Here is a 26,976-nt window from a genome sequence, read left to right on the forward strand (position 1 = left end):
TCGTAGCCACGGAATGACAGAATTTTTACCTCTTTATTTAAACGTTCGTACAGTAGTGGGCTTGACCAAGGCATCCAGTCAGGCTTTTTAATTTTTTCTGGATACCGTGGTCAAGCCACGGTATGACAAGTTTTAAGCGATTTTAACCATCCATGCAACAACGCCTACAGTCGCTCGCAATGACGTTTGAGATATCCATAAGCCACGGCATGACACTATAACAACTATAAATATAGTAAAAAAGTAAATAAATTATGTTATTGTCCAAATATTTCCTACCGGTATTAAAAGAAGAGCCGGCAGAAGCACAAATAATATCCCACAAATTAATGCTTAGGAGCGGGATGATTAGACAGCAGGCAGCGGGTATTTATAGCTGGCTCCCTTTAGGTTTAAAAGTTCTTAAAAATATCGAAAATATCGTACGGCTAAATATGAATAAAGCCGGCGCCCTTGAGGTGTTAATGCCCTGCATTCAACCGGCTTCCTTATGGGTAGAGTCGGGACGTTTTGAAAATTACGGCAAGGAGATGCTGAAATTTCAAGATCGTCACGATAATATTTTATTATTCGGTCCGACTAATGAAGATATGATTACCGATATTTTTAGGCATAATATCCAATCATATAAGGATTTGCCGAAAAATTTATACCATATTCAATGGAAATTTCGCGATGAGATTAGACCCCGCTTCGGTGTTATGCGAGGGCGGGAATTCTTAATGAAAGATGCTTATTCCTTTGATATAGATGAAGAAAACGCCGTTAAGACCTATAACAATATGTATAAGGCATATATTAATACATTTCGTGATCTCGGTGTTAGCGTCGTACCGGTAATTGCCGATAACGGTCCTATTGGCGGCAATCTAAGCCATGAATTCCATATTATCGCCGAAACCGGCGAAAGTACTATTTATTACGATAAAAGATTTAAAACGTTAAAAGAAAATACCGAAATCGATATAGAGGAACTTAAAACTTGGTATGCCGCTGCCGAAGAAAAACACAACCCGACTAAATTATCGATTTCGGAAAATGAAATAATCAGTAGTAAAGGAATCGAAGTCGGGCATATTTTTTATATCGGTGATAAATATTCTATTGCGATGAATGCAATGATAAACGACAAAAACGGCAAGCTCGTACCCGTGCAAATGAGTTCGTACGGCATCGGCATTTCACGGCTAGTTGCCGCCGTAATAGAGGCAAATTACGATGCTAAAGGTATTATATGGTCGGAAAATATTGCGCCTTTCAAAGTCTCTTTAATTAATTTAAATATTCTTGATAGCCGATCTTGCCAAATAGCCGAGCAATTATATAAACAACTTACAGCTCACAATGTGGAAGTGTTATATGACGACACTAATGAACGAGCGGGTAGTAAATTCGCCACGCATGACCTAATCGGCTCACCTTATCAAATCATAATCGGACCTAAAAAAGCGGCAAATAATCTAGTGGAATTAAAAAACCGTAGATCCGGCGTGATAGAGGATATAGAAGTTGATAATATTATTGAGCGGTTTATTAAAACTCGCTGTCATGCCGTGGCTTGATCGGTATTGTGGTGTGGATCAAAATTTGCCTTAAAAAGTATGTCATTCCCGTGAGGTGTTGGCGTTGTTGCCTGGCTCGAATTTTTTTAAAGCAATCCGGTGTCATGCCGTGGCTTGACCCACTACTGTACGAACGTTTAAATAAAGAGGTAAAAATTCTGTCATTCCGTGGCTACGACCACGGAATCCAGCTTATAATATCATAAAAAGATTCTAAAATAAGTCTAATATGGCTTTATTTTCCTGGATGCCGTGATCAAGTCACGGCATGACACAGCCTTTTTTCAACGTTCGTACAGTAGGGGGCTTGACCACGGCATCCAGCATTGTCGTCACCCTGAATTTATTTCAGGGTCTACTCAAAAAGATGCTGAAACAAATTCAGCATGACTTTTTGTTTCTGGATACTGTGGCTTGTATTAAGCGATCGCGATGACGCTGTACCATAACGGCAGTGATAATTTTATATCAATACCCTCTACTTTAATCGCTAAATCTTTCTTAGCAATATATTTTTCCTCTCTAATTAAGGCAATCGCTTTATTTTTATAAGCTGAGCATATCACACCGATTTTATCCTGACCTGTAAAAATCTCATCTTCTTTTACTAAAATAGATAAATCTTTTTCGGCAGAAACTTTAAATATTTTTTTTCTGATAACCCCTTGATATTTTGCTCTTGAAATAACCTCTTGTCCAACATAGCAACCTTTATCGTAACTAATAGCGTTTAATTCTTCTGCCCCGTATTCGATAGGAATAGATTTATTACTAATTAAATCTTCATAACCGTCGATAATTGAAAAATTATATTTATCTTCTAAATATAGTTTTCCAGTAGTAATATTTTGCTTTAAATCGACTCCTTTACTAATTATCGAACGAAACCCTAAAAATATATCACGAGGATCACGAATAGCAATTAATGATCCGGTATTAGGGATTTGATGAGAATAAATTACTTGATAAATATCGCTTAAATCCGTTATCTCTATTTTAGAACGTAATTTATAAAAAATTAAATGACTTATAAATGCTTCTTTATTATTTTTATTTATATCGATAAAAACCTGTTCAATCGAGGGAATAAAAACAAAAAAATCAAATAAATATCTTCCTTGATTGTTTAGGAGATAAGTATAACAATAATTAGTTTTTGTAAGATCGTTAGTTGTCAGGTTTTGTAAAAACTTTACTGCATCCTTGCCGGTAACTTCAATAATCGATCTATCGTTTAATATTTCATACATACTCTGTTACCTGAATAGTTTAGATTTATGTCATTAGCTCGAATTTTCGATGTCATTCCCGCGAAGGCGGGAATGACATTAAAAAATTCACTTATGCACAGTATACTATAATCTTATATTGACTTTATAGCTTTATAACTACTATACTTCAACCATACAATAATTATCTATCAATAATATTTAATAATATCATGAGATGTTCATCTTACTGTACTGCCTCTGAATATAAGATGGACGATTTAGTTGCAAATTTAAACAAAATCGGTCTTGAGCCGCAACATTTTGACGATGTTTTATATGTTCAGAAACAAAGAAGTAAAGATTCAGGTTACATAGATATCTTCTTTTTTCCGTTTGGCTGCCTTACTATTTGGGGAGCCGACGAGAGTCAAGAAAAAATAATTTTAAGCGATATTGAATCAATTACCATAGGTAAAATAAACGAACCGGTTGCCGACTTTATCTATTGTGAATATAATGAAGAAGTAGAAAAAACATTTATCGATGAAGAGCAGAATAAAATTATCCTCGCCGATAAATCAACTTTTGTAAAGCTCTCTATTTCCCATGCGCTTGCTCAATCGGTAAAATTAAGTGTTTTAGAAAAATCGGTAAGTAACTTAATTGTTCAAACAACACCGATTCAGCAAGAATTAGCACGAACAGGCAGCGTATCACTTTCAAAAAAAGAAATATTACAGCAAATAGGTATCTTATTTAACGAGCGATACTCCATTAGCTTACATAGTGATATACTCGATACTCCCGAATTTTTTTGGCGTCGTCCTAGTTATGAACCATTATACCTAATGACTGCCGAATTTCAAGATATTCAAGTACGGCAAAATATTATGAATCACCGTTTAAATATGATTCATGAATTATTAGATATTCTTTCCAATGACCTTAACTATAAACATTCTACTAAACTCGAATGGATCATTATAATTTTGATTGGCTTAGAAGTAGTTTTATCCGTTGCCCATAACAATCTTTTTTATAAGCTTCTTGGAGCTTTTTAATTAGAAATAAGGAAAAATGATAGCTTAAGGCGGCTTAGCGCTATCATTTTTCCCTATAATCCGACATTGTTGCATGGCTTACCAGGATCGTCATTGCGAGGAGGCATTGTTGCGTGGCTCAAATTTTCGAGGTCATTCCCGTGAAAACGGGAATCCAGAAAATATTTAAGCGAATTATATAGTAAATTTTTATATAATTTTGTTTATTTTAAGTGTTTTTCTAGATTCCCGCCTTTAGCTAGAATGACATACTGCTGCTTTTATCGAGCCACGCAACAATGCCTTGCGAGCCGCTGTAAGCTTTGTTACAATTCAGTCCTGCCATGCTGAACCTGGTTTCAGCATCTACGTAAAGAGATCCTGAAATAAATTCAGGATGACCTTTTCCTAGATTGCCGCGTCGGCATAAATGCCTCCTCGCAATCACGGCTTTTTTGTGTTAACTTCTAATCCACACGGGCATTGCCTTGCAGGAATGACATCAACAGCTTAAAGCTTCGGCAAAATTGCGAGATATTTTTCTTTTGAAAGCTCATTATAAAGAACAGGATCAATATTGCCGCCCGATATCAGCACTAATATCTTTTTGCTCCTCGATTGAGTTTTTAACCAATCAACTACCCCTACCATATTTATAGCACTTGACGGTTCGCATATAACTTTTAGTAAATGAGTAAGCCAAGCAGTCCAGTAATATATCCCATATTCATCGGCTAAAAATAATTTATCGAGTTTTTTTAAATAATGAAAAGTACGCGGCGAAATACTTAAAGTCCTAAGACCATCCGCAATAGTCTTCGGGGATTCGGCAAATTTATATATTGAGTTGTTTTTAAGAGATAAAAAAGCATCATTTGCTTCCATAGGTTCACAGCCCATAAGCAAGCTTGAAGGAGAAGCTAGTTCTTTTGCCAGATATGAACCGGCAATTAACCCCCCTCCTCCGCAAGAGGCAAAAATAGCATCGGGACTAAACCCTAATTGCCGTAATGCTTCGTAACACATAGTACCGGCTCCGGCAATGGTCGAATCACTATCTGAAGGATGCAAATAGTAAAAACCATTTTCTGCGTCTTCTTTTGCCTTATCTTCCGCCTCTTGCCTTGTTTCCGTAAATATCACTTCCCCGCCGTAATGCTTTGCCGCTTGCTGTTTGACTTTTGAAGTATTTTGCGGCAAATAAATTCTAGCACGCACGTTAAGCAATTGCGCTACCCAAGCAAGACCGATGCCGTGATTACCCGTACTATACGCTACAATTTTATCGGGTAATTTCCTCTGTTCTTTTAGCTCTAATAAATGATTTAAAACCCCTCTAACTTTAAAAGCTCCGGTTTTTTGAAGTGATTCAACTTTAAAGAAAATATCATGCCCTAGCATTTCATTTAAAGTTTCTGATTGAATTATAGGCGTTAAATGCAGATATTGTTTTACTCTATCATGCGCTATTGCTATTGTTTCAGGAGGTTGAAGTAATAAATTCATATATATTAGATCGGTAGCTTGAAATAAGGTTAATGTTATATTATATATACGTAAGTAACGCGAACTATGGATAAGAATTATCCATAGTTAGGGTTAAGTATAGCCTGAATGAGTGTAGTTTATGTCATTCCTTCAACGGTGCATAGGTATCAATTTAAGCGATAAAGGTCTATAAAGTCCGTCATTGCAAGGTGCCGCGAGACTCCGCGCAATGACGGCTTACGTTTTTGCTCCTTAAGTTGACACCCATACGCCGCACCGGCTTTGTTGCATGGCTCAAATTTTTGATGTCATGCTGAACTTGTTTCAGCATCTTATTAATAGATCCTGAAATAAATTCAGGAGGACTATAATTTTTCTAGATTTCCGCTTTTAGCTAGAATGACATACGGCACTTTTTTAGAGCCATGCAACAACGCCCGCCGCAGCTAGAAATGATATCGAAAAAACCAACTCTTCATTTACGAGCAGTATTTTAATAACTATATACCTAATAATTGGCTTAAACCATATAAAATTTCTTTAAGGTTTTAAATAATGAGAAAAAAAACCCTGCCGTTAATGGCATTACGGGATATAGTAATATTTCCGGGGATTATTGCCCCTGTTTTCGTAGGAAGACAAAAATCCCTTCAAGCGTTATCTAATACCACAATTTCCGCAGAAGATAATAGTAAGCATATGTTATTATCTCTACAGAAAAAAACGAGTCAAGACTTGCCGAATAAACGAGAACTTCATACTATCGGCGTTCTTGCCAAAATTATTCAAGTAGTAAAATTACCGAATAGCACGGCAAAAATTCTTATTGAATCAATCACTAGAGTAAAATTATCCAATATTTCAGATGAAAACGGGTTTGAAGCCGATTACGAAATTATACCCGATGAAGAAATCTTTGATGCCGCTAATATGCGAGAATTGGTAAATAATGCCGTTCAATTATTTACTCAATATGCCGTTACTAATAAAAAAATTAATGCCGAAATTATTGATGCCATAACTAAAGAAATAAACAATAACACTAACTTTATTAATATAATTAATATTTTAGCTTCACATTTAATTACTTCACTTGATGCCAAGCAGAGTTTATTAGAAGAAACAAGTCCATTTAAGCGTATTACCACCATTATTGGAATACTTAATTCTAATTTAGTACATTCAGAAACTGAGCAGGCATTGCAGCAACGAGTAAAAAAACAAATTGAGAAAACTCAGCGCGATTATTATTTGCATGAGCAAATGAAAGCTATCCAGAAAGAATTAGATGAAGATAAGTCGGAGCTTGCACAAATTGAAAAGAAAATTAAGAGTTTAAAACTTTCCAAAGAAGCAAAGGAAAAAGCAGAAGCCGAATTAAAAAAATTGAAGATGATGAATCAAATGTCGGCTGAATCCTCGGTAGTGCGTAATTACTTAGATATTTTGCTTAGCTTGCCTTGGGGTAAGTATGATCAAAATAAAATCAACATTAATCAGGCGGCAAAAATTTTAGAACGTGATCATTTCGGACTTGAAAAAGTTAAGGAGAGGATTATCGAGTATCTAGCCGTACTTGAACGCTCTCAAAAAATTAAAGGACCGATATTATGCTTAATCGGTCCGCCGGGAGTCGGCAAAACTTCATTAGTAAAATCTATTGCTGAAGGGATGGGTAGAAAATACACTAAGCTTGCTTTGGGCGGCGTTAGAGACGAAGCTGAAATTAGGGGACACCGAAAAACATATCTCGGATCAATGCCGGGTAAACCGATTAATTTAATCAAGAAAGTTAAAACCGGTAATCCGGTAATGTTATTAGACGAAATTGATAAAATGGGGTCTGATTTTAGAGGTGATCCGGCATCTGCTTTGCTTGAGCTATTAGACCCCGAACAAAACAGCCACTTTGTCGATCATTATTTAGAAGTAGAATACGATCTTTCAAATGTCATGTTTATTGCCACGGCTAATTCTTATAATTTACCTAGAGCTTTAAGAGATAGGATGGAAATTATCGATATTTCCGGTTATGTGGAAGAAGAAAAAATACAAATTGCTAAAAATTATTTGATACCTAAGCAATTTAAAATGCATAAGATTAAGAAAGATGAAATTAAAATTACCGATGAAGTTATTTTAGATTTAGTTAGATATTATACTAAAGAATCAGGCGTAAGATCTTTAGAGAGAGAAATAGGAGCATTAACAAGAAAAGCTCTTAAACAGATTTTATCTGATAAAGCTATCAAGCATATAGTTATAAATAAAGAAAATCTTGAGGGATATTTAGGAGTCAGAAAATATAATTTCGGGCTTGCCGAAAAGGAAAATCAAATTGGTAGCACTACCGGTCTTGCTTATACCGAGGTAGGAGGAGAACTTTTAACGATCGAGGCGTTAGCATTTCCGGGAAAAGGTGAAGTCAAAACTACCGGTAAGCTTGGGGACGTAATGAAAGAATCAGCTTCAGCCGCTTATAGTTGCTTCCGTAGTAGAGCTAGCAATTTTGGCTTAAAATATGAAGATTATAAAGATCTTGATATTCATATCCACGTTCCGGCAGGTGCTATACCTAAAGACGGTCCTTCAGCCGGCTGCGCATTATTTACTACTATTGTTTCTTTAATGACTAAAATACCCGTTCATCGCACCGTTGCCATGACCGGAGAAATTACCTTAAGGGGGAATGTTCTACCGATCGGCGGACTTAAAGAAAAGCTACTTGCCGCTAGCCGCGGGGGCATTACCACCGTATTAATTCCGGAAGAAAATATCAAAGATTTAAAAGATATTCCGCCGAATATAAAAAATAGTCTTAAGATTTTGCCGGTTGCCAATATTGATCAAGTATTAAAATTAGCCTTAGTAAATAATGCAAATATAACTTGCAGCTCCTCGTAAGGCATTAGCGTTGTTACATGGCTCGAATTTTCGATGTCATTCCCACGCAGGAGGGAATCCAGCCTTACTTATGTCATGCTGAACTTGTTTCAGCATCTCATTAATAGATCCTGAAATAAATTCAGGATGACTATAATTTTTCTGGATTCCCGCCTTTAGCCATAACTGTCCGAAGTTAAAAAATTAAGATTATTAAATAGTACTTTTTTTGCCGTTAATGCTAAAAATACTACTATTTTGATATATAATAGAGTGAAAAACTCAAACAGTTTCTCTATTTATTTTTCAACTTCGGACAGTTATGGCCTTTAGCTAGAATGACACCCTTTTTATGGCAATTTCTAATCCATGCAACAACGCCGGCTTGACCACGGCATCTAGTCTTTTACTAAGATTTTTTCTGGATACCGTGGGAGGGGCCTCGGTATGACACCATACTTGTAATAACCATAATACGGTAAATTATGAACCATGCAACAACGCCCAATCAAGTATAAACATATTTTTATGCTAAACTATGTTTAGCATTCTCATTAAATCCCTCATTACATTCGGGATAGCCTGGATTGCCACGTCGGGACTTTGTCCATCCTCGCAATGACGGATTTTTTATTAATTTTCGTGCCATACAGCTAAATTCAGAAAGATTTAGACAAGATGAATTTAAAGGTGAGCTAAGCTACCGTACTAGAGTAGGTGAGCACAGGCGAGTCTGGAAAAATTCACTTGTATCAACCTTTCTGAATGACGCTGTACAACAACGCTTCCAGTCGCCTGCAATGACGTTTGGGGTATCCACACAACAACAATCTCCACACTTAATGTCTTTTTATCTATTATTAAGTAAAATTTATTATTTAGTAAAATTTACTTAAAAAATAGTTTGCAATATTTAACTTCTTTTCTTATAGTAATGCGCAACAAATATATTCTGAGGATACTATGACAACAATTGTTAATGCTAAGTTAGGTTATGATAACTCTAAACCTACATTTGATCATGATTTTGTAAAAACTAATAGGATATTATCTCTTTCCGGAGGCGGAGTAAAAGGCATAGCTGAATTAGTAGTACTTGTTGAAATTGAAGAAAGAACAGGAAAATCTATATCCGAATTATTTCCTATTATTGCGGGTACCAGTGTTGGAGGATTAATAGCTGCCTTATTAACTATTCCTAAAGAAGAAGGTTCAAAAGAAGCCAAATATTCAGCAAAAGACGCATTAGAAATATTTACTAACAGTGCCTCCGAGATTTTTCCTAATGTATTTTTAGGATCATTAAAACAGATATTTACACATAAATATAGTCAAGCTTCTTTAAAAAAAATATTAGACGAATATTTAGAAAATGATAGGTTAAGCGATACTACTTCTCGTCTTATTATTCCGGTAACCGATTTAAATGCCAAAGAAAAAGAAGCCGCAATCTTTGATAGTAATGATAATTATAGTTCACATGTTAAAGTAAAAGACATAATACTCGCAACAACGGCAGCACCGACTTTTTTTAAACCCATTACAAATAGGGAATATACTAAAGGCCGCCAAGAAGGAGATATGTATGCTTATGCGGATGGGGGACTCGGAGCAAATCGTCCGGCTTATGAAGCTTTAAAAACACTTAAAAAAGGTCATAATAGAACGGAACAAGCAGAAATTCTAGATCATACGATGATTTGTTCTATTAACTTTAATAACGATATAAATGTAAATACGTCAGTACCGAAAATTGGTTTAGACGGAGTGCTAGGATGGTTGATTAAAGGTAAATTAGTAGACAGACTCATGCAGGGTAATGAAAATTTATCTACGGCAGAAGTTAAGGTTGATTTACCGGGAGAAGATGAATTTATTGAAATATCAATCCCTATTACTAAAGAAACTAAGAGCTTGGATAATGCAAATTCCAAAAATATAGAAAATTTGATAGCGGTAGGACAAAAATATATAGCAGAAAATAGCGAATCGATTCAAAAATTATGTGATAATCTACTTGATAATATTAACAAGGAACAAGGGTTTAATACAACAGAAAGCCTTTCTGAAATTACTTCCGATAACGCAAATATTATTGACGTTAGCGATGATGAGGAAGGAGTTGATAAAGAACAAGTTTTAACAATAATACAAGAATATGCTGAAGCATTTTGTGAAAAAAACCCTCTTTTAAAAGAAAATATAGATAAATTTTTTAATGCATTAAAAAATTATACTTACGATGAACTAGAAAAATTAGTCTTAAACTTTAATGAGTTAGGAGACCTTAGTGAAAATGAATTAGAAGCATTTGTTACAAATTTCAATATGTTAGAAAATTATACTAGCAATAACCTACAGAATTTAATTTTAAATTTATCTGAAACTACTAACGAAATATCAAATACACAAAATAATTTCACTCCCTTTACTAGTTGCAGTATGGAAGCATTAAAGGAAGATTCACCGCTTGAAGGAATTGATATAGAAACAGATGATGTATATGCTTAATCTGTAATAAATAAACATCTATTTAAGCGATAAAGGTCTATAAAGTCCGTCATTGCTAGGAGGCGTTGTTGCGTGGCTAATAATTTACCGTATTATGGTTATTATAAGTACGGTGTCATCTAGTTGCTTGACCCACTACTGTACGAACGTTTAAATAAAGAGATGAAATTCTGTCATTCCGTGGCTACGACCACGGAATCCAGTTTTATAATATCATAAAAAAGACTCTAAAATAAGTCTAATATGGCTTTATTTTCCTGGATGCCGTGATCAAGTCACGGCATGACACAGCCTTTTTCTTAATGTTCGTACACTAGTGGGCTTGACCACGGTATCCAATTTTATAATATCATAAAAAAGACTCTAAAATAAGTCTAATATGGCTTTATTTTCCTGGATGCCGTGATCAAGCCACGGCATGACACCGAAACACTTTGCAAAAATTTGAGCCATGCAGCAATGCCACTTGTTTCAGGATGACTTTTATTTCTTGGTGTTTCCTGGATTATTTCGGTTAAAGCCTTACAATAATGCTTTTTGCTTTTTCAATTATTTTATTATCGCTATCTACAGTTAATCTGAAATATTATTATCAAAAAATAAAAAAACTAATTTTTATCTAAAATCCAAGAGTTTATATCTACTATAAATATTTAAATTTTTGTTTTTCCTTTATCTACAAAAAATTAATACCGGATAAAAATGGTGCCGGGAGCTAACTTCAGTCATTGAATAAACAACCTCCTCTACTTTTTATGCATGCATAAAAAATAGAGGGCTCCCGGCATAAAAACCAAGATTTTTTAAAGTTGGTATTATCAATGATGGAAGTTAAGCATCATTAGAGTAGACATGATACCTAAATAATAGAAATAGTCAAGTAATAAATTAATTTATAGTATCAAAAAATGCGAATTAAGATTAAGAATTATCTTCTAGTATTAATATGAATTTCCGGCAGTTTTTTATAGCCTCAATTATAATGAAAATATTGACACTAAAACGGCGATATGTAACCATTAAATTTTATTTTAAATCTGACCAGATGCGGTTTTTAGCAATATAAAATAATATAGTAAATACTACTAAAAACATCATTACTTTAAGTCCCATCGATTTACGGTGTTCCATTTCCGGCTCTGCTGCCCATTGCAAAAATACGGCAACGTCTCTACTCATTTGCTCAATAGTTGCAGGCGTGCCGTCTATATAAGTCACCTGCCCGTTTATAAGCGGCGGCGGCATAGCAATTTGATCATTGGCAAAATACGGATTATAGCTTAGCCCCGACATTAATTTAAAGCCGGCAGGTGCATCGGCATAACCGGTAAGCAAAGAATATAAATAATCGGCTCCGTCATGACGGGCTTTAATAATCAATGACAAATCAGGCGGATAGGCGCCGTTATTCGCACTTCTCGCTGCCTGCTCGTTCGGATAGGGATGTACAAAATGATCAGCCGGCAAAGCCGGTCTATCAAACATTTCGCCCTCATCGTTCGGACCGTCCTTAACGGTGTAACCTTTGGCTATTTCCTTTATTTCATCTTCGGAAAAACCGATATCTTTCAAGTTCCGGTAAGATAAATTATATAGCCCGTGGCAAACGCTACATACTTCTTTATAAACCTGAAAACCCCTTTGCGCTGCCTCACGGTCAACACTACCGAACACCCCGTCAAACGGCCAATTCATCTTTTTCGGCGGCAAAGCTTCGTTGCCTAGCGTTAAGCTGGAAGTTAGTAGTATAAAAATAGAAATGATAAATTTAATTTGCATGTAACGAATTATTTTAAAATATTTAGGAGCTCAAAGAAAATAATATAAATAAATATAATAATAAGAGTAATTAATAAACTTTGGTTGCGATATACTATCTTAAAATTCATTTGTTTATCCCATGAGGTACTTTGAAATTTGATTAAATTCCTATAAGATAAAAATATTGGTATCAAACTAATAATAGGAATTCCTAATGCCATCCCTTTTAATAATGCTAAGAATTCACGTTTAATAAGTCTAATAAGGCTTGGCTCCATATTATTTGATTCCAATACTTTTATACCTAATATTTTTTTTCCAAGCGTATTACCAAAATAATACATTAAAAATGCATTAACAAATAACCATATATAAGTTGTTATCACCCATTGTATAAGATAGCTATTATCGAATTTGTCTTTAATTGTGCAAAAAAAATAATTTGTAGGGAAAGCATAGTTAATCATTTTTAATGTTAAATTGACCAAATACCAATAAAAAAGGCAATCAATACCTCTAGCAAAAAATCTCCTCCAAGCATGTGAGGCTGTTACTTTTTGGGGTTCAGTCCAGTTTGTATTTTTCATAATAATGCTCTCAATGTCATTCCAGCGAAGGCGGGGCGTTGTTGCATGGCTCGAATTTTTGCAAAGTGTTTCGGTGTCATCTAGTTGCTTGACCACGGCATCCAGTCTTTTTACTAAGATTTTTTCTGGATACCATGGTCAAGCCCACTATTGTACGAACGTTTAAATAAAGAGGTAAAAATTCTGTCATTCCGTGGCTACGACCACGGAATCCAGCTTATAATATCATAAAAAGATTCTAAAATAAGTCTAATATGGCTTTATTTTCCTGGATGCCGTGATCAAGTCACGGCATGACACAGCCTTTTTTCAACGTTCGTACAGTAGTGGGTCAAGCCTCGGTATGACATCGTACTTATAATAACCATAATACGGTAAATTATGAGCCATGCAAAGCCCCACCTTTAGCTAGAATGACACCACAAACAATTACCTATCCACGTAACAATACTTATATCTCTTCCGGCAGCGGCAACGGCTTTTCATATTTGCTAATTAACGGTAATGCTACTAAAAAATGGAAGAAATAATAGCTTGCGGCAAAACGACTTAACGTAATATACGGCTCTTCTGCCGGTTGACCGCCTAAATAACCGAGTAGTAAACAATCTGCAATAAATATCCAGAAAGCAACGCGATAGATAGGTCTGTAATTGCTACTCCTTACCTTTGAGCTATCAAGCCAAGGTAGAACAAATAACACAAATATACTTGAAAACATCAGCAATACCCCGCCAAGCTTTGACGGCACGGCTCGCAATATTGCATAGAAGGGTAAAAAATACCATTCAGGGACGATATGTGCCGGCGTTACTAACGGGTTCGCCGGTATATAATTATCGGGATGCCCTAGATAATTCGGCTGATAAAAGATAAAATAGGCAAATATTATAAAATAAACGCCGAATCCGACAAAATCCTTAACAGTATAATATGGATGAAAAGGAATAGTATCTTTAAGCGTTTTAACATCGATACCTTTCGGGTTATTCGAGCCGTGCCTGTGCAGAGCAACTAAATGTAACATCACTAAAGCGACAATAATAAACGGCAGCAAATAATGCAGCGCAAAGAATCTATTAAGAGTGGGGTTATCAACCGAAAATCCACCCCACAGCCAGGTAACTATAGATTTACCGACAAATGGAATGGCGGAAAATAAATTAGTAATTACCGTTGCACCCCAGTAACTCATTTGTCCCCAAGGGAGTACATAGCCCATAAAAGCCGTTGCCATCATGGTTAGGAAAATAATAATACCGATATGCCAAAGCAATTCACGCGGCGCTTTGTATGAACCGTAATACATCCCACGACAAATATGTAAATACACGGCGGCAAAAAACATTGAAGCCCCGACCGCATGCGCATAACGTATTAGCCAGCCGTAATTAACGTTGCGCATTATTTTCTCGACGCTATCAAATGCGTAATCGACATGAGGCGTATAGTGCATAGCTAAAACTACACCGGTAATTATTTGAATTACTAACGCAATGCCGGCTATCGAGCCTAAATTCCACAAATAACTTAAATTTTTAGGAGTTTGATACTGACTAAAATGTTTTAAGAAGGAAAAAACGGGTAATCTATAGTCAATCCATTCTATTATTGAGCCAGAAGATTTTTCCGGAGTATTATTTTCGTGCATAAATAATTATCCGATTCTGATTTTTTTATCGCTGATAAAGCTATAAGGCGGAATTGCTAAATTTAAAGGCGCAGGACCTCTACGGACTCTACCGGAAGAATCATATTGCGAACCGTGGCACGGGCAAAACCAGCCGTCATACTCACCTTGATTAGCCAAAGGAACACATCCCAAATGCGTACAAATGCCGATTGTTATTAGCCAATTATCATGCCCGGCTTTAACTCTATCTTGATCCGCTTCGGGATCGATTAACTCCGACAATTTAACATTCCTTGCTTCGGTAATTTTATCAGGAGTGCGATTAGTAATAAAAACAGGTTTCCCTTGCCATTTCACGGTAACGGTTTGACCCACGGCAATGTTAGATAAATCAACTTCAATTGATGATAAAGCAAGCACATCGGCAGAAGGATTTAAGGAATCAATTAACGGCCACGCAGTACAGACTGCTCCAACCGCTGCTATACCGGTAGCGGATAGTACCATAAAGTCCCTACGTGTCTGCTTATTTGATTCGTCTTCCAAGAATTGCTCTTTCATTTTATCAGGGATTCGCATGCTCACTTATTAAGTATAAGCTGCGCTTGCTCACCCCTCAAAATAAAATTCAATTCTTGAAATACTTTCCATATATTTATATTATCTTCAGTATTTGACATAAAAGTAGAAGTAGATTTTATTTAATATTTTTTTATATGTTAGGATAAAAACATATTTATAGTTTACTAATTATTATTATCAGTAGTAGTATTTTTAGCCGGGTCATAAGGATTTACTACAGGAGTAGCAGGTTCCGGTATTGTCCCATCCGGTTGGTTTTGTATAAGCTTATCCATGCTTTGTTGCAATTGTTTTTCACCGGTACCCTCTCTAACTTCATATTTTCCCGGGTCGCCCAAACAATCCCAAAATCTAACCAGATGATTCCAGTCAGCTCCGAGTTTTGGAGTACAATTTTGAGCAACTGCTTTTGTCTGTTCCAACTCCTCTGAAACAGTTTTAGTTACATAATCTATAAACCCTATATCGTCAAGCCCCTTTGCTACATAATATAGTATGATTAATGATGTAATTGCCACCATTAAGTACCATTTGCTAATAATACCCCAGAGAAACAATCCCATAGGGTTAGCCGCAATTAGCCTTCTTAAAGCTTGCCACATAAATTTTTCCCAACAATTATCAATATATACTCAAATATCTTATACTATCACTTCAATAAAACAAAGAAAATAACTTAATATGCTCTAAATACTATAAATATTTCTAATTAAATACACGGATAAAAAAAATAAAATCGGTAAAAATATTAAATTGATGCCGGTCATAATAAAAATCAATCCCAAATTATCATGTATGTTATTATTTTGCAAAATTAAACCGGTCATTATTACACTCGGTATTAATAAAGGCATAATAAACATACCGAGAAAATTAGCATTAGCCCTAAAATAGCTTTGCATACTACTTGATAAGACAACTAAAGCACTTGCTAACATGAATAAAAGGCATAAGCTAATAAACAAATATATAATTTCCGATAGTTGCAGGCTAAAGAAAACGTAAATAACCGGCATAACTAAAATTATACCTATAAAACTACTTATCAATATAGCACAAAATTTAGCCAATATAATCTTTTCCGAATTAAAGTTTGATAACAATAACTCTAAACTACCGTCTTCTAAATCAGATTTAAATAAAAGCGGCGTAAAACCGATTAACGAAATTAATAAACAAATTACCGAGAAAACTAAACCGAATTTTTTAATATCATCTTGGCTATTAATTAAACTAGTGCTAATAGTACAAAATAAAAAAAATATAACAAGATATTTAGTAATATTATTAATACGATTTTGCACTAATAATTCCCACTTAATCAATAAAAACAAGTTTTTCATGATCAATTTTAATATTTAGTTAGCTGTTGTGTAGATAGGTTAAGCGTGTTTTATGTCATTCCCATGAAAACGGGGCGTTGTTGCATGGCTCGAATTTTCGATGTCATTCTAGCTAAAGGCGGGAATCCAGCCTTACTTATGTCATGCTGAACTTGTTTCAGCATCTCATTAATAGATCCTGAAATAAATTCAGGATGACTATAATTTTTCTAGATTCCCGCCTTTAGCTAGAATGACATACTGCCGCTTTTATCAAACCATGCAACAAGAGTTCCAGTCGCTCGCAATGACGTTGAGGTATCCACACAAGCAATGTCTCCTCGGTTAGCTCTCATACGTAATTAACATATAAATCAAATACATAATTGCCGCAACGCTAAGACCGATACCTATTTCAATTATAAATATTCCGGCATGCTGGGTCGATAATTTATCGATTGTAAAATTTGCCAGAGAATAATAATTTAAATAGTTATCGTTACACAATAAGGATATCACGCCGACGGAAGCATATATTATTACCCCTAAAGTCGCAATAAAAAGCAAAGAATCGGTAGAGAAATATTGTTTTTTACTATCACCGTAAACTAAATCAAAGCCGATAAGGCTTGATGCAAATATAACACCCGCTTGAAACCCGCCCCCAGGTGAGACCTCACCGTTAATTTGAATATATAAACTGTATAAAAATATATAGGGCAATGCAAAAAGCGTAACGTTACTAATAATCGGATAATTTTTAAGCATTTTTATTTTTCCTTGATAGTAATAATAATACCGAAATTCCGGCAATTAAAATTACGCTAGTTTCTCCAAGAGTATCAAACCCCCTATAGCTTGCAAGCAGCGCTGCAACAAATGAGTCTATACCGATATCATTACTAGTATTTTCAATATAATATTTACTTAAATGCGTGTGTAGAGGTGCATTAATGTCACCGTAATGCGGTAATTCAAGCCCTACATAAAGCATTGTTATTATAAAAGCTAAGCATATAATAGCTGCCGGAATAATTTTTGCCGAAGCAATTTTTATTTTTTTGATATTATCTTTTAGCTCTAGCGGTAATTTCTTTAACAGACTTAAATATACGCAAGTCGATAGACAGGCTCCTAGTGCCGTTTCGGTCATGGCAACATCCGGTCCGTCCATAAGAAGATAAGATAAGCTAATAAGTAAACTAAATACCGACATAGCAATTACCGTTTCTAATAAATTTTTAGCAATAACAAGTTTTATGGAGATAATAACCAATAAAAGAGCGATTAGATTAAGTAAATAATTACTTAACTCAAAATCTATAATTGCCGGAAAATTAAAAAAAGAATTATTCATTTTTGTATTTATTTTCTTTTTTCAGAAATGAGCTACCTCTGGATATCATTCCCGCGAGGCAATGCCCGCGTGGATCGTTAAACGTCATTGCGAGCGACTGGAAGCGTTGTTATATGGCTCGAATTTTCAATGTCATTCTAGCTAAAGGCGGGAATCCAGAAAAATTATAGTCATCCTGAATTTATTTCAGGATCTATTAATGAGATGCTGAAACAAGTTCAGCATGACATAAGTAAGGCTGGATTCCCGTTTTCACGGGGATGACATCGAAAATTTGAGCCATGCAACAACGCCGGGCAACTATCATAAAGACATTAATACCGACTTATAACTGTTTTTTCTCTTCAATAAGCTCGAAAACTTCAACTACGTCGCCTTCTTTTATATCTTCGTAATGTTCAAAAGCTATACCGCATTCAAAATTTTCTCTAACTTCTTTAACTTCTTCTTTAAAACGTTTTAGAGTTTTAAGCTTGCCTTCGTGAATTACCACATTATCACGCAATAAGCGCACGCCGGCACCTTTCTTTATAACTCCTTTCGTTACATAAGAGCCGGCTATTTTTCCGACTTTTGAAACGTTAAATACTTGTCTAATTTCTACCGAACCGATATATTGCTCTCGAATAATGGGATCAAGCATACCGCTCATTATCGCTTTTATGTCATCTAATAAATCGTATATTATACTATAGTACCTAATTTCCACCTTTTCTTTTTCCGCCATTGCCGTAGCATTATTACCGGCTCTAACGTTAAAGCCAAGCACAATAGCCTTGGAAGCTTGCGCTAATGTTATGTCGGATTCCGTTATCGGTCCTACCCCGCTATGCAGAACTCGAAGTTTCACTTCATCATTCGGTAATTTTAACAAGCTACCGCTAATAGCTTCAACTGAACCGTGAACATCCCCTTTAATAATTACCGGCAGTTCTTTTATTTTACCCGTGCCGGCAGCTTTAAGGAATAACTCCTCCAAGCTTGATCGCGGAGCAATAGAGATTTTACGCTCTTTTACGATACGTGTGCGATATTCTACGATATCTTTTGCTTGTTTCTCATTTTGAACTACGTTAAATTTATCGCCCGCATGCGGAACTTCATTTAAGCCGTAAACTTCAACCGGTACAGACGGTAATGCTGAATGTATTTCTAATCCTTTATCGTTATTCATTCGTTTAACTTTACCGTAAGAAGTACCGGCAATTATTATATCACCGTTTTTTAAGTTACCTTGTTGTACTAATATAGTTGCAACTATGCCTTTTCCCTTTTCAACTCTTGATTCGATCACGACTCCGGCTGCGGCACCGACCGGGTTTGCTTTAAGATATTGCATTTCGGCAACTAGTAAAATTGCCTCTTCTAATTTATCTAAATTTATTTTTTTCAAAGCAGAAACCGGTATAACCATAACATCCCCGCCAGTCTCATCACTTATAATTTCATGAACAAAAAGCTCATTTTTAACCTTCTCAATATCGATATCGGGCTTATCAATTTTATTAATGGCAACAATTATAGGAACATGAGCAGCTTTGGCATGATTAATTGCTTCGATGGTCTGAGTTTTAATTCCATCGTCTGCGGCAACTACTATTATTACTATATCCGTTACTTGCGCTCCTCGACCGCGCATTTCCGAAAAAGCTTCATGTCCGGGGGTATCAATAAAAGTAATGGCTTTACCGCCCTCCAAAGTAACTCTATAAGCACCGATATGCTGAGTAATTCCGCCGGTTTCCTGTGCCGCAATATCGGTAGATTTTAAAGCATCGAGTAATGAAGTTTTTCCGTGATCTACGTGCCCCATAACAGTCACAATAGGAGCGCGCGGCTTTAAATCTTCATCTTTTTCATTTTTATTAATTAAAATATTTTCAATATCCGATTCTTGAACTCTTTTTACCGTATGACCTAAATTTGTAGCGACTAATTCCGCCGTATCTGCATCGATCATTTGGCTGGTATTTGCCAAAATCCCTAATTTCATTAGTTCTTTTATAACATCAACAGCCCGCTCCGACATACCGCTTGCTAAATCGCTAATACTTATAACTTCAGGGATCGTAACTTCTCTATATATTTTTTCCGGTTGCTGCTGCTGCGCTTTTCGTTTCTCTTTGTCTCTAGCTCTTTTTATTGATGCAAGGCTTCTAGTTTTGCCCCCCAAATCACCGCCGTCTTCACCGAGCATATTAAAGATGTCGGTCTTTTTTAATTTCTTTGGTTCTTCAATTTTGATTTTCGGCGCAACTATTTTTCCTTCCGTTAACTTCTCTCTTCCTATATCACTTTCCGATTCAATGCCAAAACGGCTACGAACGCCGATCAAAGGAGATTTTACAAAAGCTTCTACTTTCTTTTCCGGTTTTTGTAAGTCTGCATTAGTCGTAGTAGCATCTTCTTGCGTCTCTTCAAACCTTACCGATTTGGTATCATTTTCAGGCGGTAAATCTTCCGGAGGTTCTTCTTTTTGAATGGTCGCTTGATTCATACTAGCAAGTCTGCTTAAAGTGCTTATAGGCGCATTTTCGTTAGACCTTGCCTGCTCTGCAGCTTTTTTAAGAATAGATAAACGCCTATTAAACTCTTCATTAGTCGATTCTAGATTTTGATTTGAGTTATTTTTTTCTTTACCTAAAGAAAGTGTACCGCCGGTTACGGTACTTTTTCTAACTTCAACTAATGTTCTAGATTTAGAATTAACAAAGCTTTGAGGCCCACTAAGAGACTCAATAGGTTTATTAAGCGATAGTTTTGAATTGCCAAGCGTCAACTTTTTGGGTTTGATTTCCTGGTTATTCGTCATAAATGTTAAACCTTTCCGTAGCAATATTATATTTAGTATAAAGTTTCTCGAAATACGAGTAGTATAACTTTACCGCCTATAATTAGCAATTATTAAATTATTATAGTCCAATAACGTCATGGCGAGACGCCTCTTGGCGTCGTGGCCATCCAGTAAAACATATTTTTATACTAAACTTGTTTAGTATTCTAATTAAATCCCTCATTACATTCGGGATAGCCTGGATGGCCACAGCCACTACGTGGCTTCGCCATGACGAATTTTTATTAATTTCCGAGCCACGCAACAATGCTTTCCTGCCCTCGCAGGAATGACATACAGCTCAACTAACTATATTATCCTTTTCTTGACTCTCTTTAAATTCTCCGTGTTGACGGGCGGTTTTAATTAACAATTTAATGTTTTCATCCGTCATATTAGAATTCGGAGCTAAAGTTTTAAATTCGGTTAAATTCACTTCTCCCAAATCTTCTATTGTTTTTATGCCGTACTCGGCAAATTTTAATATAGCATCAGGTTGAAGTTCTAATATATCTATTAATTCTTGTTCAACTCCAAGCTCTTCAAGCTTTTTAACAATTTCTTCGTTTTTAATATCAACGTAATCAACCGCTCTTTTTTTGATCTCTATAGCAAGCTCTTCTTCAAAACCTTCGATCGCCGTTAGCGAATTAATTTCACTATTTGCTATTTGCTCGACGGAAGTAAATCCCGTAACCGATAAAAGTTGAGCTATAACTTCTTCAACATCTAAAGCTTCCATAAATAATTCTGTTGAAGTTACAAATTCATCATTTCTTCTTTTTGATTCTTGCTCTTCCGTCATTATATCGATATTCCAGCCCGTTAGCTTTGAGGCTAAGCGCACATTCTGCCCTCGCCTGCCGATAGCTATACTTTGATTTTCCTGAGATACTACAACTTCCACCTTTCTCTTATCTTCATCAATTAAAATTTTGGTAATTTCTGCCGGTGCCAAAGCATTAATTACGAATTGAGCAACGTTATTAGTCCATAATACTATATCTATCTTCTCACCGTTTAGCTCATTTGTCACCGCCCGAACTCTATTACCTCTAATACCGACACATGACCCTACGGGGTCAACACTGGTATCCGAAGCAAATACCGCTATTTTAGCTTTTGAACCCGGATCACGTGCTACTGCTTTTATTTCGATAATATTATCATAAATTTCCGGTACTTCTAATTCAAATAGTTTAATTAACATTTGATTATCGGTTCTAGATAAGAAAATTTGCGGTCCTTTAGCTTCTAATCTTACATCTTGTACATAAGCTTTAACACGATCATTAATTTTAAAGCTTTCTCCTCTAATTAATTGCTCTCTTTTAAGTATTGCTTCGGTACGCCCCAAATCAACAAATACATCACCATATTCTATTCTTTTAATTATACCGTTTATAATTTCACCTTTTCTATCTTTGAAATCATAATATTGTTTTTCTCTTTCTGCTTCTACCATACGTTGGGTTATTACTTGCTTTGCAGCTTGCGCCGCCACCCTTGCATGATCGATCGGCGGTAAGTATTCATATATCTCATCACCGATTTTAGCATCCGCTGTTTTTTCAAGGGCATCCTTCAGAGAAATCTGAGTTAAATAATCTTCTACCTTTTCTACTATTTCAAGAACTCTTAAAAGATTTATTTCACCTGTCTTCTTATTAATTTGCGCTTTAATATTATATTCGTTACCGTATTTTTTTCGTCCCGCAACCTGGACTGCTTGCTCAACTGCCGAAATTAAATTTTCTTTTGATATACCCTTTTCACGAGCTACGGAATCTATAATTTGTAAAATTTCTACATTACCTATGTTAGACATAAATTTTTACCATAAATTTTTTTACCATAAATTTAGTATATTTTTAATGCAAATAAAGTTTTTACGCTATTTTTTGCCTAGTAATTCCTTAAACATTTCATCAGTTAAAACTAAAGAAGCATTTTTAATTAAGTTAAAATTAATTACTAACTCTTCTCCTTTAAGATTTACGTAAACTTTATCATCTTCGGCTTTAATTATCTTACCTTGATAACGAGTTTTACCGTTTAATAATGCTTTAAGTTTTATATTAACTTCTCTACCGCTAAATCTATTATAATCTTCAAATTTCACTAATGGGCGTTCCACACCGCTTGATGACACTTCTAAATTATATGCGTCATCAATAATATCTTCTACATCAAGAATAGCGGAAATATTTTGGCTAACTTTTCGGCAATCTTCTATCGTTACTTTTTCGCCGTCTAACCTATCAATTAATATTTCAAGTGTTTTATAATTTAATCCTCGCAAACGTACAACCACCGGCTCAAACCCCATAGTTGTTAGGGTTTCTTCTATCAAGCTTATTATTTGTTGTTCAATGGATTGCATTTTTAAATTTTACTTATTATTGGTTACAGCTAAATTCAGAAAGCTTCCGACAAGATGAATTTGAGGAAGGGCCTGCGCAGCGTACAGGAGTACGTGAGTACAGGCGAATGCCGAAAAATTTACTTGTATCAAGCGATCGCGATGACGCTGTACCCCAAAGTGTTTCAGTATCGTGGTCAACTAAGCCTTGTTGTGTGAAGCGTAAAAACGCTCTCGATGTCATTCCCGCGTAGGCGGGAATCCAACCTTACTTATGTCAGGCTGAACTTGTTTCAGCATCTCATTAATATATCCTGAAATAAATTCAGGATGACTATAATTTTTCTAGATTCCCGCCTTTAGCTAGAATGACACCCTTTTTATGGCAATTTCTAATCCATGCAACAACGCCGGCTTGACCCCGGTATCCAGAAAAAATCTTAGTAAAAGACTGGATGCCGTGGTCAAGCCACGGCATGACACCATACTTGTAATAACCATAATACAGTAAATTATGAGCCATGCAACAACGCCCCGCCTACGCGGGAATGACATACTACCGCTTTTATCAAGCCACGCAACCACGCCGGTCAAGCAACTAGATGACAATTTTCATGGGATACTTTAAGTATACCACCAACAAAAAAGGTGGGTTAACCCACCTAATTTCCCACCCATATATCGTATTATAAGCAAGATACACCAGTTAGAATATATTAGCAATATTTAATTCAAAATTATGAAATTTTTCGTCTCCCGTAGATTAAAAATTCTTTATTACCTTTTGCCCCTAAAATAGGACTGGCTATTATACCGAATATTTTAAAATTATGCTCGCGCTCAAGCCATGAACTAATTTTATCGCATACTTTTTGATGCAAAAGAGAGTTTTTAATAATCCCGCCTTTTTCTACTTCATGCTTTTCAACTTCAAATTGGGGCTTTATTAAAGCCACAAGCTCACAATCTTGTTTAGCCAGAGTTAAAGAAGCCGGCAATATCGTTGTTAAACTAATAAAACTAGCATCACAAACGATTAAATCAGGCGGTGTAGTAATCTGTTTATCGGTTAAATAACGTGCATTAGTTCGCTCTAACACTATTATACTTGGATTATCTCGTAATCTATGATGTAATTCTCCGTAACCGACATCTACGGCAAAAATTAATTTCGCTTTTCTCTCAAGTAATATTTCGGTAAAACCGCCGGTACTGCTGCCGATATCTAGACAAACCAAATTTTGCGGATTAACTTTAAAATGATCTAAAGCGGCAATTAGTTTTAAAGCTCCTCGTGATACATAATTATGCTGCGGCTGTTTCACGGTAATATTAGTACTATTAACAGCAACTTGCATGCCTGGTTTAGTTAATTGCGTAAATTCGTTATGTACCTTCCCTTGTATGATCAGGCTTTGCGCTAAATTAATGTTTTCAACGAGACCCGACTTTAATAAATATTCATCAAGCCTAATTTTACTCATAATATACCTAAGTGAAATTAAAGTCCGTCATTGCGAGGAGGCAATGCCCGCGTGGATACCCTAAACGTCATTACGAGTGAGGGACGAAGTCCCGACGTGGCAATCTAGTCCTTGTCATGCTGAACTTGTTTCAGCATCTTTTTTTAGTAGATCCTGAAATAAATTCAGGATGACTATGTTTTTCTGGGTTGCCACAGCTACTTCGTGGCTTCGCCATGACGGATTTTTATTATTTTTCGAGCCAGGCAACAACGCTAGTGCCTCCTCGCAATAACGGTTTCTTGTTATGTTTTTATTCAGCCTTAACCAGTATGTGCTTCTTCTTACCGACGGAAAGCTTAATTACCTGTCCATCCAATAAAAAATTACTGTTAATTAACATATTTTCATCAAGCACCGTTTGATCGTTAACTTTGCTGCCCTTACCTCTAATTAATTTACGGCTTTCGGATTTTGAAGAGCTAAGCCCGGCTTTATAAAATAATTCAAATGCCGGAATACCTAGTTGCAATATTTGCTGCTCAATAATAATAGTCGGTAAATTCTCGTCAATTTCTCCTTGTTCAAACAATTTAATTGACGTCTCTAACGCCGATTTTGCCGCCCCCTCTCCGTGACAAAGTTTGGTCAAATTAAAAGCTAATTGTTTTTTTGCACCGTTAATATCCGACTCTGCCAAATTTTCAAATTCCGCTAAAGCATTTTTCGATAACTCACTATATAGCCGAGCAAATCGTACAACATCCGCATCTTCACAATTACGCCAATATTGATAATATTCGTAGGGACTTAAAAGGTCTTCGTTAAGCCATACCGCTCCACCGACCGACTTACCCATTTTCTCCCCTGAAGAAGTCGTAAGTAGCGGCGTCGTCATCCCGAATACTTCTCTGCCGGTTAGCTTTCTGATAAGCTCGGCACCCATCACTATATTACCCCATTGGTCACTACCGCCTAACTGCAATACGCAATCGTAATTTTTGCTTAAATGGTAAAAATCATAAGCTTGCAATAACATATAGTTGAATTCTAGAAAACTTAAATGCTGCTCACGATCTAAACGTAACTTTACCGAATCCATCGTTAACATCCGATTAACGGAAAAAAACGCGCCGAAATCCCTTAAAAAATCCAAATAATTAAGAGAATCTAGCCACTGCGAATTATCTAGCATAATAGCGTCGCTTTCACCGCTACCGAACTTAATAAATTTCGACAAAGATTTTTTAATACCTTCGGCATTTTTGACAATATCTTCTTTAGTTAGAGCCTTACGTTCTTGATTTTTACCCGAAGGGTCACCGATTTTACTAGTACCGCCACCGATTATCACGATCGGTTTGTGTCCCCATTGCTGCAGCAGCCGCAAAATCATTATCTGCATTAAACTACCGATATGTAGCGACGTAGCCGTACAATCAAAGCCGATATAAGCGGCTATTTTTGTTTCTGCCGTTATAGCGGTTAGCCGCTCAAGGTCGGTGCATTGGTGCAAATATCCTCTATTTGCAAATTCTTTAATAAAAGTCATATGTATTTTTTAGTTTACGGTAATTTATAAAGTTAATGTTTGAATATTATATATACTATTATTTAATTTAATTGTATTATAAATTATAATACAATGCTAGTATTTAATGTAATAATAATTTAAATGGTATTTTTATATGTATATTAATACACTTACTATTACCTCTCAAGGGCAAGTATCTTTACCAAAGAAAGTAAGAGAAGTTCTAAATAGTAATATTATCTCTATCGAAATTAATGAAAGTAATCAAGTCATATTATCCCCTATTTCCGATGTTGGCGGTGCACTTGCCGCTTATAAAAAAGATTCCAAACTTTCATTCAATGAAATAAGAGAAAAAGCGTGGCATGAAAATATCTCTCAAACTCTCAAAAAGAATGAGAAATATTTATGAAATATCTCTGTGATACAAATTTTATTGCACGATATCTTCTGGCAGATAATCAAGAAATGTTTGATAAGACAAAAATAGTATTTGATAAAGTAAAAACAGGTCATATTACTTTAATAATAGAACAGACTGTATTTACTGAAGTAATATATTTACTATCCTCATTTTATAAAATACCACGTAAAGAAATATCATTAACACTATCCGAAATGTTTACTTATAAAGGAATAAAATGCAAAAAAGAATGTTTTTTAACTGCTTTAGAATATTATACCAAATATAATATTCATATAGTTGATTGCATTTTACTTGCTGAAGCTACACTTGAAAATATTCCTATTTGCACTTTTGATCAAAAATTACTTAAATTAGCTAGCGAGTATGGAATATCAATTAAGAAAAAACTATAAATATTCAAAGTTTATTGTAAATAACGAC

Annotated in this window: 29 protein-coding genes and 3 pseudogenes; 11 read left to right on the forward strand and 21 right to left on the reverse strand. The window is 35.5% G+C overall.

Annotated features, from left to right (window positions below; genetic code table 11):
• Positions 1 to 142 precede the first annotated feature (142 nt).
• Positions 143 to 268: a hypothetical protein gene (locus AAGD64_RS06405; RefSeq protein WP_341792793.1), complete on the reverse strand. Its 126-nt coding sequence runs from the start codon at positions 266 to 268 to the stop codon at positions 143 to 145.
• Between AAGD64_RS06405 and proS the strand changes: the two genes are divergently transcribed.
• From proS to AAGD64_RS06420, 3 genes are read left to right on the forward strand one after another with little or no spacing between them, the layout of a single operon-like run.
• Positions 255 to 1,562, forward strand: coding sequence for a proline--tRNA ligase (gene proS, locus AAGD64_RS06410; RefSeq protein WP_341792794.1), 1,308 nt, complete (start codon positions 255 to 257; stop codon positions 1,560 to 1,562). The two genes, AAGD64_RS06405 and proS, sit on opposite strands and share 14 nt — an antisense overlap.
• A gap of 8 nt (positions 1,563 to 1,570) precedes the next feature.
• Positions 1,571 to 1,768, forward strand: a complete 198-nt coding sequence (locus AAGD64_RS06415; RefSeq protein ID WP_341792795.1) for a hypothetical protein — start codon at positions 1,571 to 1,573, stop codon at positions 1,766 to 1,768.
• 46 nt (positions 1,769 to 1,814) lie between these two features.
• The gene (locus tag AAGD64_RS06420) at positions 1,815 to 1,952 is read left to right on the forward strand and encodes a hypothetical protein (protein ID WP_341792796.1); all 138 of its coding nucleotides are present in this window, start codon (positions 1,815 to 1,817) and stop codon (positions 1,950 to 1,952) included.
• 29 nt (positions 1,953 to 1,981) lie between these two features.
• On the opposite strand, the gene AAGD64_RS06425 is transcribed toward AAGD64_RS06420, so the two are convergent.
• Positions 1,982 to 2,812 (reverse strand): folate-binding protein, encoded by an 831-nt coding sequence (locus AAGD64_RS06425; protein ID WP_341792797.1) that lies wholly within the window; start codon positions 2,810 to 2,812, stop codon positions 1,982 to 1,984.
• Positions 2,813 to 3,042: 230 nt separating this feature from the next.
• On the opposite strand from AAGD64_RS06425, the gene AAGD64_RS06430 reads away from it, so the two are divergent.
• Positions 3,043 to 3,834, forward strand: a complete 792-nt coding sequence (locus AAGD64_RS06430; RefSeq protein ID WP_253310023.1) for an RMD1 family protein — start codon at positions 3,043 to 3,045, stop codon at positions 3,832 to 3,834.
• 238 nt (positions 3,835 to 4,072) lie between these two features.
• On the opposite strand, the gene AAGD64_RS06435 is transcribed toward AAGD64_RS06430, so the two are convergent.
• From AAGD64_RS06435 to AAGD64_RS06445, 3 genes are all read right to left on the reverse strand, one after another.
• Positions 4,073 to 4,261 carry a hypothetical protein gene (locus AAGD64_RS06435; protein WP_341792798.1) on the reverse strand — a complete coding sequence of 63 codons (189 nt, stop codon included), beginning with the start codon at positions 4,259 to 4,261 and terminating at the stop codon, positions 4,073 to 4,075.
• A 62-nt stretch (positions 4,262 to 4,323) separates the two neighbouring features.
• A complete protein-coding gene (locus AAGD64_RS06440; RefSeq protein WP_341792799.1) occupies positions 4,324 to 5,319 on the reverse strand; it encodes a serine/threonine dehydratase in 996 nt (331 codons plus the stop codon).
• A gap of 181 nt (positions 5,320 to 5,500) precedes the next feature.
• Positions 5,501 to 5,632 carry a hypothetical protein gene (locus AAGD64_RS06445; RefSeq protein ID WP_341792800.1) on the reverse strand — a complete coding sequence of 44 codons (132 nt, stop codon included), beginning with the start codon at positions 5,630 to 5,632 and terminating at the stop codon, positions 5,501 to 5,503.
• Positions 5,633 to 5,856: 224 nt separating this feature from the next.
• On the opposite strand from AAGD64_RS06445, the gene lon reads away from it, so the two are divergent.
• The 3 genes from lon (at position 5,857) to AAGD64_RS06460 (ending at position 10,695) form a co-directional block, all read left to right on the forward strand.
• A complete protein-coding gene (gene lon, locus AAGD64_RS06450; protein ID WP_253307508.1) occupies positions 5,857 to 8,205 on the forward strand; it encodes an endopeptidase La in 2,349 nt (782 codons plus the stop codon).
• 566 nt (positions 8,206 to 8,771) lie between these two features.
• Complete coding sequence (locus AAGD64_RS06455) at positions 8,772 to 9,080, forward strand: palindromic element RPE3 domain-containing protein (protein ID WP_341792801.1); 309 nt, start codon at positions 8,772 to 8,774, stop codon at positions 9,078 to 9,080.
• Between the two features lie 67 nt (positions 9,081 to 9,147).
• On the forward strand, positions 9,148 to 10,695 hold the full coding sequence (locus AAGD64_RS06460; RefSeq protein WP_341792802.1) for a patatin-like phospholipase family protein: 1,548 nt from the start codon (positions 9,148 to 9,150) through the stop codon (positions 10,693 to 10,695).
• Between the two features lie 1,026 nt (positions 10,696 to 11,721).
• Here the strand turns inward: AAGD64_RS06460 and AAGD64_RS06465 are convergent.
• From AAGD64_RS06465 to AAGD64_RS06495, 7 genes and pseudogenes are all read right to left on the reverse strand, one after another.
• Positions 11,722 to 12,474: a cytochrome c1 gene (locus tag AAGD64_RS06465; RefSeq protein ID WP_341792803.1), complete on the reverse strand. Its 753-nt coding sequence runs from the start codon at positions 12,472 to 12,474 to the stop codon at positions 11,722 to 11,724.
• A gap of 8 nt (positions 12,475 to 12,482) precedes the next feature.
• The gene (locus AAGD64_RS06470) at positions 12,483 to 13,139 is read right to left on the reverse strand and encodes an RDD family protein (protein ID WP_341792804.1); all 657 of its coding nucleotides are present in this window, start codon (positions 13,137 to 13,139) and stop codon (positions 12,483 to 12,485) included.
• 355 nt (positions 13,140 to 13,494) lie between these two features.
• A complete protein-coding gene (locus AAGD64_RS06475) occupies positions 13,495 to 14,694 on the reverse strand; it encodes a cytochrome b (protein ID WP_341792805.1) in 1,200 nt (399 codons plus the stop codon).
• A 6-nt stretch (positions 14,695 to 14,700) separates the two neighbouring features.
• Positions 14,701 to 15,237 carry a ubiquinol-cytochrome c reductase iron-sulfur subunit gene (gene petA, locus AAGD64_RS06480; RefSeq protein WP_341794175.1) on the reverse strand — a complete coding sequence of 179 codons (537 nt, stop codon included), beginning with the start codon at positions 15,235 to 15,237 and terminating at the stop codon, positions 14,701 to 14,703.
• Positions 15,238 to 15,422: 185 nt separating this feature from the next.
• Entirely contained in the window at positions 15,423 to 15,860 is a 438-nt protein-coding gene (locus AAGD64_RS06485; protein ID WP_341792806.1) for a DUF2670 domain-containing protein, read from the reverse strand.
• 84 nt (positions 15,861 to 15,944) lie between these two features.
• A complete protein-coding gene (locus AAGD64_RS06490; protein ID WP_253307501.1) occupies positions 15,945 to 16,601 on the reverse strand; it encodes a heme exporter protein CcmB in 657 nt (218 codons plus the stop codon).
• 324 nt (positions 16,602 to 16,925) lie between these two features.
• A pseudogene (locus AAGD64_RS06495) lies at positions 16,926 to 17,937 on the reverse strand (DUF4040 domain-containing protein).
• A gap of 2 nt (positions 17,938 to 17,939) precedes the next feature.
• Between AAGD64_RS06495 and AAGD64_RS06500 the strand changes: the two are divergent.
• Complete coding sequence (locus AAGD64_RS06500) at positions 17,940 to 18,107, forward strand: hypothetical protein (RefSeq protein WP_341792807.1); 168 nt, start codon at positions 17,940 to 17,942, stop codon at positions 18,105 to 18,107.
• A gap of 155 nt (positions 18,108 to 18,262) precedes the next feature.
• On the opposite strand, the pseudogene infB reads toward AAGD64_RS06500, so the two are convergent.
• The 5 genes and pseudogenes from infB to rimP all read right to left on the reverse strand — a co-directional run.
• Positions 18,263 to 20,317 (reverse strand): annotated as a pseudogene (gene infB, locus AAGD64_RS06505) (translation initiation factor IF-2); the annotation flags it as partial.
• 107 nt (positions 20,318 to 20,424) lie between these two features.
• A pseudogene (locus AAGD64_RS10625) lies at positions 20,425 to 20,749 on the reverse strand (translation initiation factor IF-2); the annotation flags it as partial.
• A gap of 100 nt (positions 20,750 to 20,849) precedes the next feature.
• Entirely contained in the window at positions 20,850 to 21,035 is a 186-nt protein-coding gene (locus tag AAGD64_RS06510; protein ID WP_341792809.1) for a hypothetical protein, read from the reverse strand.
• Positions 21,036 to 21,071: 36 nt separating this feature from the next.
• Entirely contained in the window at positions 21,072 to 22,598 is a 1,527-nt protein-coding gene (gene nusA / locus AAGD64_RS06515; RefSeq protein ID WP_253307499.1) for a transcription termination factor NusA, read from the reverse strand.
• 66 nt (positions 22,599 to 22,664) lie between these two features.
• Positions 22,665 to 23,153 (reverse strand): ribosome maturation factor RimP, encoded by a 489-nt coding sequence (rimP, locus tag AAGD64_RS06520; protein ID WP_341792810.1) that lies wholly within the window; start codon positions 23,151 to 23,153, stop codon positions 22,665 to 22,667.
• Between the two features lie 107 nt (positions 23,154 to 23,260).
• Between rimP and AAGD64_RS06530 the strand changes: the two genes are divergently transcribed.
• On the forward strand, positions 23,261 to 23,386 hold the full coding sequence (locus AAGD64_RS06530; RefSeq protein ID WP_341794221.1) for a hypothetical protein: 126 nt from the start codon (positions 23,261 to 23,263) through the stop codon (positions 23,384 to 23,386).
• Between the two features lie 80 nt (positions 23,387 to 23,466).
• On the opposite strand, the gene AAGD64_RS06535 is transcribed toward AAGD64_RS06530, so the two are convergent.
• The 4 genes from AAGD64_RS06535 to tyrS form a co-directional block, all read right to left on the reverse strand.
• The gene (locus AAGD64_RS06535) at positions 23,467 to 23,655 is read right to left on the reverse strand and encodes a hypothetical protein (RefSeq protein WP_341792811.1); all 189 of its coding nucleotides are present in this window, start codon (positions 23,653 to 23,655) and stop codon (positions 23,467 to 23,469) included.
• A 214-nt stretch (positions 23,656 to 23,869) separates the two neighbouring features.
• The gene (locus tag AAGD64_RS06540) at positions 23,870 to 24,616 is read right to left on the reverse strand and encodes a TlyA family RNA methyltransferase (RefSeq protein WP_253307496.1); all 747 of its coding nucleotides are present in this window, start codon (positions 24,614 to 24,616) and stop codon (positions 23,870 to 23,872) included.
• A 114-nt stretch (positions 24,617 to 24,730) separates the two neighbouring features.
• Complete coding sequence (locus AAGD64_RS06545; protein WP_341792812.1) at positions 24,731 to 24,865, reverse strand: hypothetical protein; 135 nt, start codon at positions 24,863 to 24,865, stop codon at positions 24,731 to 24,733.
• Positions 24,866 to 24,908: 43 nt separating this feature from the next.
• Positions 24,909 to 26,147, reverse strand: coding sequence for a tyrosine--tRNA ligase (gene tyrS / locus AAGD64_RS06550; protein ID WP_341792813.1), 1,239 nt, complete (start codon positions 26,145 to 26,147; stop codon positions 24,909 to 24,911).
• 136 nt (positions 26,148 to 26,283) lie between these two features.
• Between tyrS and AAGD64_RS06555 the strand changes: the two genes are divergently transcribed.
• Both AAGD64_RS06555 and AAGD64_RS06560 read left to right on the forward strand, forming a co-directional pair.
• Positions 26,284 to 26,541 (forward strand): AbrB/MazE/SpoVT family DNA-binding domain-containing protein, encoded by a 258-nt coding sequence (locus AAGD64_RS06555; protein ID WP_253307494.1) that lies wholly within the window; start codon positions 26,284 to 26,286, stop codon positions 26,539 to 26,541.
• Positions 26,538 to 26,948 carry a PIN domain-containing protein gene (locus AAGD64_RS06560; protein WP_341792814.1) on the forward strand — a complete coding sequence of 137 codons (411 nt, stop codon included), beginning with the start codon at positions 26,538 to 26,540 and terminating at the stop codon, positions 26,946 to 26,948. The genes AAGD64_RS06555 and AAGD64_RS06560 overlap by 4 nt, the downstream gene beginning before the upstream one ends.
• The last annotated feature ends 28 nt before the right edge of the window (positions 26,949 to 26,976 follow it).

This window comes from Rickettsia endosymbiont of Ceutorhynchus obstrictus, from assembly GCF_964026565.1.
In the GTDB taxonomy this organism is placed as follows: Bacteria; Pseudomonadota; Alphaproteobacteria; order Rickettsiales; family Rickettsiaceae; genus Rickettsia.